Below are 11,899 nucleotides of genomic sequence, written 5' to 3'. Positions count from 1 at the left end.
GCGCAGCGCCGTCCATTGGCGGCGCTGCGCGTTTCATTCCGGAGAAATATAGAGAAAGTATGGCAGATTGAATTACTTTCCTATATTTGAACAAAGTTGTTCGTTCTAGGTACTCCGATAGGAGGTTTTCTTAATAAGCTCTTGCAAATACGACTGTGTGCTTCGAATCATCACCGCATACGAGACATTTCGGCTTCTGAACGGAAGGTTCGAAAGGAATATTGCGGCTTGTAGCGCCTGTCTCTTCCTTCACTTGCTTCTCGCAAGCGGCAGAACCGCACCAACCGGCTTCAACGAAACCGCGCTGCTCTTCAAGGAAAGCTTTCATCTCGTCGATCGTGTCGACAGAACGGGAATTGTCGCTTCTGAATTGCTTCGCTTTCTCCAGCATGCCGCTCTGAATCTCGGCAAGCATCGCTTCAACTTCAGCTATTAGATTGTCTTGCTGCACGATGCGCTTCTCGCCAGTCATCCGCGATACGAGCACAACGACGCCGTTCTCCATATCGCGTGGTCCAAGCTCGAGACGAAGCGGTACGCCGCGCATCTCGTATTCATTGAACTTCCAGCCCGGACTTACGTCCGCACGGTCGTCGACGCGAACGCGAACGCCAGCTTTTTTCAACTCGGCATACAGTTCGTCCACGCGACCAACAACTTGCTCGCGCATCTTCGCAGGTCCGATCGGAATCATAATTACTTGTGTTGGAGCAACCTTAGGCGGCAATGCAAGGCCACGGTCGTCACCATGCACCATAATAAGCGCACCGATGAGTCGCGTGCTTGCTCCCCATGACGTCGTATGGCAGAACTGCAATGTATTTTCACGATCCAAATATTTGATATCGAAAGCTACAGCGAACTTCGTTCCGAGATAATGGGAGGTGCCGGCTTGAACCGCCTTGCCGTCCTTCATCATCGCTTCGATCGAATAAGTGTCAACCGCGCCCGCGAATCGCTCCGAAGGTGTCTTCTCGCCTACGATAACCGGAATCGCGAGGAACTCCTCTACGAACTCACGATAAACGTTCAGCATGCGCATCGTTTCTTCACGTGCCTCTTCTTCGTTCTCGTGAGCGGTATGGCCTTCCTGCCATAGGAACTCGCTTGTGCGAAGGAACGGCATCGTACGCTTCTCCCAGCGTACAACGTTAGCCCATTGGTTAATAAGGACAGGCAAATCGCGGTAAGATTGAATCCACTTGGAATACATATGGCCGAACATCGTCTCGGAAGTCGGACGAACGGCAAGGCGCTCTTCCAGCTTCTCGCCGGCAGCCTCCGTTACCCATGGAAGCTCTGGATTGAAGCCCTCGACATGCTCCTTCTCTTTTTGGAAGAAGCTCTCCGGGATGAACATTGGGAAGTAAGCGTTGCGGTGACCTGTTTCCTTGAATCTTCTGTCCAGGTCGCGCTGAATATTTTCCCACAGCTCATAACCTTCTGGGCGGAACACGATACAGCCTCGAACCGGCGAGTAATCCATAAGTTCGGCTTTCTTAATAACATCGATATACCATCTGGAGAAATCTTCGCTCTGCGGCGTAATTTCCGTAACAAATTGCTTATCCTTAGACATGAGCTTTCTTACTACTCCCCTCGTACCAATCGTAAAATATCGTTATAGGTAACTACCAGCATTAATAGCATAATCATTGCAAATCCGACAAAGTGAACCATGCTCTCCCTATTCGGATCGACCGGTCGGCCGCGCAATGCTTCAATTCCGAGGAAAATGAGACGGCTGCCGTCCAGCGCCGGAATTGGAAGCAGGTTGAATATGCCGAGGTACAGACTAAGCAGTGCTGTCCACGAAGTCAGCTGTACGATGCCTTGGCTTGCGATCTGACCCGTAACTTCCGCCGTTCGTACTGGACCGCCTACATCATCTAGATTAAAGTTGCTGATTAGCTGCTTGAATCCTTCGAAAATGCTGATCGTCATATTTTTCATTAATTTTGCCGAACCCGTAATCGTTTCTGCGAAGGTGGCCTGCCTCATCGGCACTTTATTGACACCGGCGGTAATGCCGACCTTGCCGACTCCTTGATCGTCAGGCTTCGGTGTAATCTCAATCTGCTGAGCTACGCCGTCTCTTATAATATCGACCTTAAGCGCGACATTAGGAGACTTTCCGATTATATCGAGCATTTTATCAAAATCGGTACCGATCTTCGTGCCATTAATGGCATGAATGACATCGCCTTCTTGCAGCTTGCTTTGTGATGCAGGGGAATCTGGCAATACCGAGTTAATTAGCAGCTTATCGGGCTGAGTGGTTGGTACGCCAGCCATCTGAATGTAAGCAGCGAACAGCACGAATGCCAATACGAAGTTCATAAATGGACCAGCTGCAATTGCTAGCGCGCGCTGACCTACAGTCTTGCTGCCGAATTGGCGGTCAAGAGGCGCAATCTGCGTATCTCTGCCTTTCGCAATCAGCAGCGCTTGAGGATGCACAGCAAAACGCTCCGTTTCCCCTTCAATATCCAGCGTCACATGAAGATTGCGCTCTAGATCAATCGAGGTAACTTCACCGCGAATAACGTCGCTCCGCTCATCCAAGCGATCGAGATACAGCTTCTTGACCACATTATCCTTAACGCGGACTGCTATTGTCTGGCCTGGCTGAACTTCAACAATCTCTGGATCCTCGCCAGCCATTCTAACGAAGCCGCCTGCCGGGATCAATCTAAGCGTATACCTGGTCTCGCCTCGCAACACCGAAAACAGCTTTGGACCAAAACCGATCGCGAATTCGCGGACTAGTATACCCGCCCGTTTGGCAAAGTAATAGTGTCCCCATTCGTGAATCGTGACAATAACGAAAAAAACGAGCACGGTCAGAAGAATGACCTGAATCATATGCATATACGTGAAGCCTCCTGTTCGTTACGGCCTGTACATAGATTATCATTATTCTCCCGTCCGATACAAGAGAACCGGTTTTTGACCGTATGCAATCGCTATACGGTTGCCGCGAACCGGCGAGCCCAGCTGTCTACCTCCGCGATCGTCTGTAAATCGTTAATCTCCGTAACATCATGACGGCTAACGGTCGACTCTACAATTCTCTCTATATCGAGAAAATTAACTTCTCCGTTCAAGAAACGCGCGACAGCTATTTCATTCGCTGCATTGAATACAGCAGGAGCGGAGCCGCCTAAGCGCCCGCTATCGAAGGCAAGTCGCAGTAACGGGAAACGGACAAAATCCATCTCGCGGAAATGAAGCTTGCCGATCTCAGCTAAGTTCAGTCGATTCGTCGGCGTTGCCACGCGATCCGGATAAGTGAGCGCATATTGAATCGGCACTCGCATATCCGGCAAGCCCATTTGAGCGATTACACTATGATCGGAGAATTCCACATAGGAATGAATGATGCTTTCCGGATGAATAATGACATCTATCTGATCGTATGAAACCCCGAACAGCCATTTGGCTTCAATGACCTCAAGCCCTTTGTTGACCATCGTAGCCGAGTCAATCGTAATCTTCGCACCCATCGACCAGTTCGGATGGTTAAGCGCCTCACTCACTGTCACGCCTTCTAGCTGCTCGCGCGTACGATCACGGAACGAGCCCCCCGATGCGGTAAGCGTAATCTGCTTGATGCTCTCCCGCTTCTCGCCATTCAGACACTGGAAGATGGCCGAGTGCTCGCTATCGATCGGCAGAATCGCCACGCCGCGCTGTTTAGCGCGTTCCATAACGAGATGCCCTGCTGTAACGAGCGTCTCCTTGTTAGCGAGGCCAATCGTCTTGCCGGCATTAATAGCTGCAAGCGTTGCTGGGAGCCCTCGGCTGCCAACGATCGCCGTCACGACTATATCTGCATCCGTATGAGAAGCCGTCTCGATCAAGCCCTCTTCGCCATATACAACTCTTGTTCCAGAGGGCACATGCAGTCTAGCGGCATCGGCAAGCTCCTTCGAACCGAGACATACGATTGCCGGCTTGAACTGGCGCGCCTGCTCGATGAGCAGGTCGACGTTAGATCCCGCCGACAGTCCAACGACTTTGAACAGCTCCGGAGCATGAGCAACGATATCGAGCGTTTGCGTTCCGATAGATCCTGTCGAGCCTAAAATACTAATTTTCTTCATCACCAATATCCTCCAAACTTAAGACGGCAATAGGCCGGTTAGGAGCAGCAGCGGAAATACGATCAGCCAGCTGTCGAAACGGTCGAGTACGCCGCCGTGGCCGGGAAGCAGTGTTCCCGTATCCTTAATATCACGCACTCGCTTGTAGGCAGATTGGATTAAATCTCCGAATTGCCCAGCAACAGCGGCCAGCAAACCGATGAGAAGTGCCGTTGGCAGACTAAGACTGACCGTTTCCGGTGCGAATACGGAGAAAATCACTGCAACGATCAAAGACAGCACGACACCGCCTAACGCACCTTCGATTGTCTTATTCGGGCTGATCGACGGCCATAGCTTCGATCTTCCGAAGGCTCGTCCGCAGAAATAAGCGCCTGTATCCGACGCAATCGTACAGGAGAAGGATAGGAACGTCCAGAACAATCCGTTCGGAACGATGCCTCGCACTTCGATCATGGCCGCAAAGCCGTAACCTACATATAAAGCGCCTAGCAACATAAGCGCGGCGCCATCAATTGTCGTTTTGTTTTTGGTAATGACAGTCACGGCAAGCAATAGAAAGGCAAGCATCCACATGATTGTCATTTCGGAAGGCACATCAACGTTCCAATCCGACCAAGGAAGGACAAACAGCAATACGCCCGCATACCCAAGCAGTGCGGACGGATGCGACCATTTGACGCCGTTCATTCTTGCATACTCCGTAAACCCTATAATGGCGAGCAGTACGAGCAAAGCGGTAAATAGCCAGCCTCCAACAATTGTCAGAGCAACTAAAAGCGCCCCAGCCAGCACCCCTGTAATAATCCGTTGTCTCAACGAAACGTCACACTCCGATACTTGAAGCTACAAACCGCCATATCGGCGCACACGGCGCTGATACTCTTGTATGGCCTCATGAAAATGCTCTTCTGTAAACGCTGGCCAATACACATCCGTAAACCATAATTCACTGTAAGCGAGCTGCCACATCATAAAGTTGCTTAGACGGAGCTCACCGCTCGTTCGAATAAGCAAATCCGGGTCAGGCATTCCGCTTGTATGTAACCGGCTTGCCATCAGCTTCTCATCAATTTCATTGATGTCGACCACGCCTCGCGACACATCCGAAGCAATATCCTTGACCGCCTCCAGCATTTCCTTACGGCTGCCGTAGTTAAGTGCAAAGTTCAATACGAGCCCGGTATTGTTCGCTGTCTTGACGATCGCTTCCTCAAGCGGGCTTATTGTATGGGCAGGCAAGTTCTCTTTATGCCCCATCATTCGGACTTGAACGTTGTTCGCAATCAGCTCGTCGAGCTCAATCTCAAGAAATTGCTGGGGAAGCTTCATTAAGAAGTCGACCTCATCCTTCGGTCGCGTCCAATTTTCCGTGGAGAACGCATATAAAGTCAAATATTTAATGCCCAGCTTATCAGCGGCCATCGTTATTCGCTTGACCGCCTTCATCCCGGAATGATGACCTGCCGTCCTCGGCAATCCACGTTTTTTAGCCCAACGGCCGTTGCCGTCCATAATAATAGCCACATGCTCAGGAACCTTTTCGAAGACTTTAGGATTAGACGGCTTTTTGGACGATTTGCCAAGTAGGGCCCAAAGTCGCTTGATCATCTTCGTTCCTCCCAACCGGAATCAAAACCAAACCCCACCTGTCGGAGGGGCCTATTGTATAATTATACTTCCATAATCTCTTTTTCTTTGGAAACGAGAACTTTATCCACTTCAGTGATGAACTTGTCCGTTGCCTTCTGAATATCTTCTTGATGGCCGCGTGATTCATCCTCGGAAATTTCCGATTTCTCAAGCTTCTTGATGGAGTCGTTGGCATCGCGGCGAATGTTGCGGATAGCCACCTTTGCTTCTTCACCGAACTTTTTCGACGTTTTCACGAGTTCGGCGCGGCGCTCTTCCGTAAGCATAGGCACGGAAATGCGAATCGCAGTTCCATCGTTAGAAGGAGTAAGACCCAAATCCGACTTCATGATCGCCTTCTCAATTGCAGCAACGGACGATTTGTCCCAAGGCTGAATGAGCAGCGTGCGCGCGTCTGGTGTATTGATATTAGCGAGCTGGTTAAGAGGCGTCATTGCCCCGTAGTATTCAACTTGAATGCGGTCAAACAAAGCAGGACTCGCTTTGCCTGCGCGAAGCGATGCTAGGTCGCGTTTTAAAGCCGAGATTGCTTTATCCATGCGTTCTTCAGCATTTTTCTTAATTTGAAGCGGCATTATTTGACACTTCCTTTCACAATAGTCCCGATTTTATCACCGAGCACGACACGCTTAATATTACCATTCTCTGTAATCGAGAATACAATAAGCGGAATATTGTTGTCCATGCAGAGCGAAGCGGCTGTTGAATCCATTACGCCCAAGTTGCGGTTAAGCATGTCAAGGTAAGTAAGCTCTTCGAATTTTTCTGCCGTATCGTCTTTGAACGGATCGGCCGAGTACACGCCATCCACTTTGTTCTTCGCCATTAAAATCACTTCTGCTTCGATCTCCGCAGCACGAAGTGCGGCTGTCGTATCTGTCGAGAAGAACGGATTGCCTGTTCCTGCTGCGAAAATAACGACTCTGCCCTTCTCCAAATGACGAATGGCACGGCGTCTAATGTACGGTTCAGCAATTTGCTGCATCGCGATCGACGTCTGCACTCGTGTTGGCACATCAATTTGTTCCAGCGCGTCTTGAAGCGCCAGTGAATTCATTACAGTAGCAAGCATGCCCATATAATCGGCTGTCGCGCGATCGATGCCTTTCGCCGTGCCGGCGATTCCGCGCCAGATATTGCCGCCGCCGCATACGATTGCGACTTCTACGCCGAGCGCAATAACTTCCTTCACTTGGTTCGCAATGGAAGAGATGACCGACGCTTCAATACCATAGCCTTCCTGTCCTGACAATGATTCACCGCTGACCTTAAGAACGATACGTTTATACACAGGATGTTCCAACGTTTATACCTCCATCATACAGCTCAAATAAGTGTGCAAGCTTCTACAAATTGTGTCTTTGAAAACAAGCAGGCGGGGCGGACGCCCCGCCCCGCCTGTGCGTTCGGATTAAAGTTTTGCTTGAGCCATAACTTCTTCAACGAAGTTGTCGACTTTTTTCTCAAGGCCTTCACCAAGTTCGAAACGAACGAAGCGACGGATCGAGATGTTCTCGCCGATTTTGCTAATTTTTTCATTAAGCAAAGTCGAAATTGTTTTGTCGGGATCTTTGATGAACGATTGCTCCAACAAGCAATATTCTTCATAGTATTTCGAGATGCGGCCTTCAACCATTTTTTCAACGATTTTTTCAGGCTTGCCTTCGTTAAGCGCTTGTGCTTTCAAAATTTCGCGCTCTTTCTCAAGCTCATCGCCAGGAACTTCTTCGCGGCGAACAAATTTTGGATTAGCAGCTGCGATTTGCATAGCGATGTCTCTTGCAAATTCACGGAATTGATCCGTTTTTGCAACGAAGTCTGTTTCGCAGTTTACTTCAACGATAACGCCGATACGGCCGCCAGCGTGGATGTACGATTCTACAACGCCTTCTGTAGCGATACGGCCAGCTTTGTTAGCTGCAGCCGACAAACCTTTTTCACGAAGCAAAGCGATCGCTTTGTCGATGTCGTTGTTTGTTTCGTCCAAAGCTTTTTTACAATCGAGCATTCCTGCTCCCGTTCTTTCACGTAGTTCTTTTACTGCGCTAGCGCTAACTGCCATGTTAAACCCTCCTAAATGTTGTGCGAAGCTGTTATTCTACCTTATTTTAAAAAAATGATTTTCGTTCAAAAAAAGGGCAGTGAGAGGTTTTTCACCATCTGACCACCCTTTGTTGACCTGCATGAACTGCTATTTAAGCCGTTGTTTGCTCGCCTTGGTTAGCTTCTACGATTGCGTCAGCCATCTTCGAAGTCAACAACTTAACGGCACGAATTGCATCGTCGTTACCAGGAATGACATAGTCGATTTCGTCTGGGTCACAGTTCGTATCAACGATACCAACGATTGGAATACCAAGTTTACGAGCTTCTGCTACAGCAATGCGCTCTTTGCGCGGGTCGATGATGAACAGCGCGCTTGGCAAACCTTTCATACCTTTGATGCCGCCAAGGAATTTCTCCAAACGGTCTTTTTCTTTGCGAAGAATGATAACTTCTTTCTTAGGAAGAACTTCGAAAGTGCCGTCCTCTTCCCATTTCTCAAGCTGTTTCAAACGGTCGATACGCTTTTGAATAGTCGAGAAGTTCGTAAGCGTGCCACCCAACCAACGTTGGTTGATGTAGAAGTTGCCGCAACGTTCTGCTTCTTCTTTAACCGAGTCTTGAGCTTGTTTCTTTGTGCCGACGAACAGCATAGTGCCGCCCTCTGCAGCTACGGATTTAACGAAGTTATACGCTTCGTCAACCTTTTTCACTGTTTTTTGCAAGTCGATGATGTAAATTCCGTTTCTTTCTGTGAAGATATAACGATCCATCTTAGGATTCCAACGACGAGTCTGATGACCGAAGTGTACCCCAGCTTCGAGAAGCTGTTTCATGGAAATAACCGCCATATTCAACACCTCCTGTATTGGTTTTGTGTGCTCCTCCGCCACTCGCATCTCTTGCCAACACTTTCGCCGAGCGAAAGCACCATTGGCAAAATTGACCGGCGTGCGTTTTTAACACCGTCAATTAATATATCATATATGACAAACGTCTGCAACAATGGTTTATAGAATAAAATCAGTTTGCTGCCTTCGAGCTATTGAACGCGTCCGCTTCTGATTTCGTTATCGGGTTGCTCGTAACCGTTTCGATGGCTTCATCAACCGTCATATTCTCGTGAAACAAAAAATAACCGGCGCGAACCAGTTTTTTGTCCTTCTTCATTTGATTAATGAACCCCGTCTTATCGTCAATAATATGGTTCTTCTCGAGCAAAGAAGCTGTATTGCTTAAGTTCGCTCCATGTTCAATCCGTAGTACCTTCTCAGCATTAGATTGATCAGCTGCAGGCGTAGCCGGAACGGGCGTAGAAGTAGGCTCAAGAGGCTTGTCGCTTGCTTTCACTGGCGCATCCGTTGCTTCTGGATCAGCATTCTGATTCACTTCGTCGTTTATCTCATCTGAATCCTTCTGTGCTGCCAGCAGTGCATCAACTTCTTCTTGCGTATACAACTTCTGTTCAGTTGCTTGATCTTCGCCAAGCAATGACAACTTTTCCTCGCTTTTCTCGCCGATGTACATGAGCTCCAAAAGCAACGCTCCTATAATAATGCCGACGCCGAGACCAATCATGAATGTACGGTTTTTAAGCATGAGCAGCATCCTCCTGCTTTGCAAGCTGCATAATGAGCTGCACCTCGCCTTTGTTCATGCCAAGCTTCCGAGATATCGTTTCGATCGATTTTCCTTGCTCATACAATTGAAACAACTCCGCGTAACGAGCCTGGATTGAGCGCTTCGCATGAATTGGCTCTTCTGCCTGCGTTTCTTCTTCGTCTAGCTTGGGCTGACTCATTATGGAAGCAGGTTGAATCGCATCATGTTGAACGGATTCTGTCGATAATGGATCCAGTCTTGTCCCCTGGTTGACTATACTCGCGGCTTGCAGTGTCGCTAGATGCAGTTGTTGCTCAAGCGTAGAGCTCTTGCGCTCTAACTCTGCTATACGCATATCTTTGAGTTCTGCATCTTTCTTCGCTTCCTGCTGCGATTTCGCCACAAGCGAGACAAGCTCCTGATTGTCCTTCTCCATATTCTCCATAAACTGCTCGAGCGCCGTCTCCATATTTTGAATACTTTGTGAAGGCTGCTCTGCTTGCCGCTTCTGTCTAGGCAGCATAAAAGCCAGCACGATGACAACCGCTCCAACTAACACAATATATTGCCAGTACGATTCCACCTCACTTACCGCCTTTCTCCTGATGACTTGCGCTTCTATAATTTAATGTCAAGATTATGCCCCTTGAATGGATGGGCAGGCTTCGCTTCCGACTGCTCGTCCGTCTGTTCGCCAGCTGTGCGCTTGGAAGCAGATGAACGGTGGCCTCCGGATTCTTTACTCTGATCTTGATCGCTGCGCACCTTCTGACCAGTCGCTTGCTCAACTCCGGTATTTTTTGACCGCAGCTGTTCGGTTTCCTTGGACGCTTGACCCGCTAATGCTGACTGGTCAGCTAAAGGCTTATGAGCAGCTTGTCCTTGCAGTCCACTATACTCTTGCGTACGCGGTACAGACATTTGCATATCAAGTGGTTTGAAGGTCATCGAATGACTCCCCCTTATAAGGTAGTCGGCCGAGCAGAAGCCGAGCAGTGCGGTCTAAATGTGTTTCTTCCCGCAGTTAAATGCATAAAATTGCTTATCCTCACAGGACTTCGCTAGATATTGTTATCACGAGATTAATGGATTCATAGTAATATCCCCGTCCTGATAACGGAAGGATACTCGCTGCGCTGCGTCTTTAACGAATTTGGTATATCGTCCGATGACAACCTTGGTCCCGCCGTAGATTGTATTTACGACCTCAATCGTGGCCCGATCCGTATCTTCCAGCGAACGTTCAATTTCGAGAATGCGCATTCTTGTCTCCTCTACCTCAACCTTCGTCTGACGTTTCGTCGCGCTAAGCTTAACCCGCAGCGCCATCTTCTCCTCAGAGAGCTGTCCAGCTGCGGCCAGCTGATCGAGAATAGTAAGCGCTTTATCCGTTTTGTCCAAGCTTTCCGCAGATTGCTTTAACCTCGTCCTTAGCTCCTGCAGCTCATAACGGAACTCTGGTTTAACGCCAACCTCAATCGCTGTTGCTGTAGACATCGTGTTGCCGACGGTGCGGGCACGCACTAAGTCGCCTGCTTGAACGATGCCGCCTACGATTAATCCCTTTGCTCCTGAGCATACGATGCTTTTGCCAGCTCTTATACTTGAATGCATAATGCTTTGGGAGACGAGAATATCTTCTCCGGCAATGACGTTCGCTTCTTGAATAAAGGAACTGCGCACGTTGCGCCCAGCCTTCACATGACCCTTATTTCCACCGAGAATACCCCCTGTAATCTCGATAGAGCCTTCTGAATCAAGCTCAGCGCCTTCTACGCCGCCTATAACGCGAATATCGCCTGCTGCTTTAATACGGAAGCCGTTGAGTACGTTGCCGCGAATGACGACCGTTCCGACAAAATCAATGTTTCCGACACGATAGTCAACGTCGCCATTCACTTCATAGATCGGAAAGACGTTTATCTTTTCCTTATCCGTCATCGTGATTAGACCGTCAATTGCCGCATACATGGCCGTTTGTTCCGGATTAAGCACGACATTCTTGCCTACTTTGAAGCGTACCTGCTTGCCCAGCTTGGAAGGAATCGCTTCTCCGTTAACCGTTACTCCGGATGGACCTGGCTGAGGATCAATTCGTTCTGCGATAAGTTGTCCGCGCGTAACGTTCTTCAGCTTATTAACATCCTTGAAGTCAATCTTGCCGTCTTCGTTCTCGGACGGACGCTTATCTCGCTGTTCTAGTTCATAGATAAGGTTAATATATCCATCTTTGCCTGCTTGGGGCGATTTACCCTTCGCAATGACGGTTTGTTCCTTGCAATAGGCAAGCGGGTTGCTGCTTATGTAATTTAGCATCTCTGACTGCAGCCCTTGGACAATTCCTTTGCTCCGTACAAAACGCTCCAATTGCTCAGCGGTACATTCGAAGTCATCAGTTATACGGCTAAAAGTTAAGAAGGCCGACAATTTATCCGCTGAAGTCTGAACGCGCAGAAAGCTGTCTAATTGTTGATCATCCACCTTATCTCCTCCTT

Annotated in this window: 13 protein-coding genes; all 13 read right to left on the bottom strand. The window is 48.9% G+C overall.

Annotated features, from left to right (window positions below):
• Positions 1-130: 130 nt before the first annotated feature.
• Positions 131-1,579 (bottom strand): proline--tRNA ligase, encoded by a 1,449-nt coding sequence (gene proS / locus V8F51_RS04720; RefSeq protein ID WP_337098892.1) that lies wholly within the window; start codon positions 1,577-1,579, stop codon positions 131-133.
• Positions 1,580-1,590: 11 nt separating this feature from the next.
• Positions 1,591-2,871, bottom strand: a complete 1,281-nt coding sequence (rseP, locus tag V8F51_RS04715; protein ID WP_337098891.1) for an RIP metalloprotease RseP — start codon at positions 2,869-2,871, stop codon at positions 1,591-1,593.
• Positions 2,872-2,966: 95 nt separating this feature from the next.
• Positions 2,967-4,106 carry a 1-deoxy-D-xylulose-5-phosphate reductoisomerase gene (locus V8F51_RS04710; protein WP_337098890.1) on the bottom strand — a complete coding sequence of 380 codons (1,140 nt, stop codon included), beginning with the start codon at positions 4,104-4,106 and terminating at the stop codon, positions 2,967-2,969.
• An 18-nt stretch (positions 4,107-4,124) separates the two neighbouring features.
• Complete coding sequence (locus V8F51_RS04705) at positions 4,125-4,925, bottom strand: phosphatidate cytidylyltransferase (RefSeq protein ID WP_337098889.1); 801 nt, start codon at positions 4,923-4,925, stop codon at positions 4,125-4,127.
• Positions 4,926-4,952: 27 nt separating this feature from the next.
• On the bottom strand, positions 4,953-5,717 hold the full coding sequence (locus V8F51_RS04700) for an isoprenyl transferase (protein WP_337098888.1): 765 nt from the start codon (positions 5,715-5,717) through the stop codon (positions 4,953-4,955).
• Positions 5,718-5,779: 62 nt separating this feature from the next.
• Positions 5,780-6,334, bottom strand: coding sequence for a ribosome recycling factor (gene frr / locus V8F51_RS04695; protein WP_337098887.1), 555 nt, complete (start codon positions 6,332-6,334; stop codon positions 5,780-5,782).
• A complete protein-coding gene (gene pyrH / locus V8F51_RS04690; RefSeq protein WP_337098886.1) occupies positions 6,334-7,062 on the bottom strand; it encodes a UMP kinase in 729 nt (242 codons plus the stop codon). Before pyrH ends, frr begins: the two co-directional genes overlap by 1 nt.
• A 108-nt stretch (positions 7,063-7,170) precedes the next feature.
• Positions 7,171-7,821: a translation elongation factor Ts gene (tsf, locus tag V8F51_RS04685; protein ID WP_337098885.1), complete on the bottom strand. Its 651-nt coding sequence runs from the start codon at positions 7,819-7,821 to the stop codon at positions 7,171-7,173.
• 133 nt (positions 7,822-7,954) lie between these two features.
• Entirely contained in the window at positions 7,955-8,653 is a 699-nt protein-coding gene (gene rpsB / locus V8F51_RS04680) for a 30S ribosomal protein S2 (RefSeq protein WP_307204067.1), read from the bottom strand.
• Between the two features lie 172 nt (positions 8,654-8,825).
• Positions 8,826-9,401 carry a hypothetical protein gene (locus V8F51_RS04675; RefSeq protein WP_337098883.1) on the bottom strand — a complete coding sequence of 192 codons (576 nt, stop codon included), beginning with the start codon at positions 9,399-9,401 and terminating at the stop codon, positions 8,826-8,828.
• Positions 9,394-9,987: a DUF6115 domain-containing protein gene (locus V8F51_RS04670; RefSeq protein ID WP_337098882.1), complete on the bottom strand. Its 594-nt coding sequence runs from the start codon at positions 9,985-9,987 to the stop codon at positions 9,394-9,396. Before V8F51_RS04670 ends, V8F51_RS04675 begins: the two co-directional genes overlap by 8 nt.
• Positions 9,988-10,022: 35 nt before the next feature.
• Positions 10,023-10,352: a hypothetical protein gene (locus V8F51_RS04665; protein ID WP_337098881.1), complete on the bottom strand. Its 330-nt coding sequence runs from the start codon at positions 10,350-10,352 to the stop codon at positions 10,023-10,025.
• Positions 10,353-10,478: 126 nt separating this feature from the next.
• Positions 10,479-11,885, bottom strand: a complete 1,407-nt coding sequence (locus tag V8F51_RS04660) for a DUF342 domain-containing protein (RefSeq protein ID WP_337098880.1) — start codon at positions 11,883-11,885, stop codon at positions 10,479-10,481.
• Positions 11,886-11,899: the final 14 nt, after the last annotated feature.

The sequence above is a fragment of the Paenibacillus sp. YIM B09110 genome (assembly GCF_037167145.1).
Lineage (GTDB): Bacteria > Bacillota > Bacilli > Paenibacillales > Paenibacillaceae > Pristimantibacillus.
Note: the sequence above shows the minus strand (reverse complement) of the source record. Positions and strands in the feature narration are given on the sequence as shown.

What these genes read in the sequence shown, in the direction of transcription:
- V8F51_RS04675 (WP_337098883.1), bottom strand. Translation starts at nt 9,401, where the DNA reads ATGCTTAAAAACCGTACATTCATGATTGGTCTCGGCGTCGGCATTATT.
- V8F51_RS04710 (WP_337098890.1), bottom strand. Translation starts at nt 4,106, where the DNA reads ATGAAGAAAATTAGTATTTTAGGCTCGACAGGATCTATCGGAACGCAA.
- proS (WP_337098892.1), bottom strand. Translation starts at nt 1,579, where the DNA reads ATGTCTAAGGATAAGCAATTTGTTACGGAAATTACGCCGCAGAGCGAA.
- rpsB (WP_307204067.1), bottom strand. Translation starts at nt 8,653, where the DNA reads ATGGCGGTTATTTCCATGAAACAGCTTCTCGAAGCTGGGGTACACTTC.
- V8F51_RS04665 (WP_337098881.1), bottom strand. Translation starts at nt 10,352, where the DNA reads ATGACCTTCAAACCACTTGATATGCAAATGTCTGTACCGCGTACGCAA.
- frr (WP_337098887.1), bottom strand. Translation starts at nt 6,334, where the DNA reads ATGCCGCTTCAAATTAAGAAAAATGCTGAAGAACGCATGGATAAAGCA.
- rseP (WP_337098891.1), bottom strand. Translation starts at nt 2,871, where the DNA reads ATGCATATGATTCAGGTCATTCTTCTGACCGTGCTCGTTTTTTTCGTT.
- V8F51_RS04700 (WP_337098888.1), bottom strand. Translation starts at nt 5,717, where the DNA reads ATGATCAAGCGACTTTGGGCCCTACTTGGCAAATCGTCCAAAAAGCCG.
- tsf (WP_337098885.1), bottom strand. Translation starts at nt 7,821, where the DNA reads ATGGCAGTTAGCGCTAGCGCAGTAAAAGAACTACGTGAAAGAACGGGA.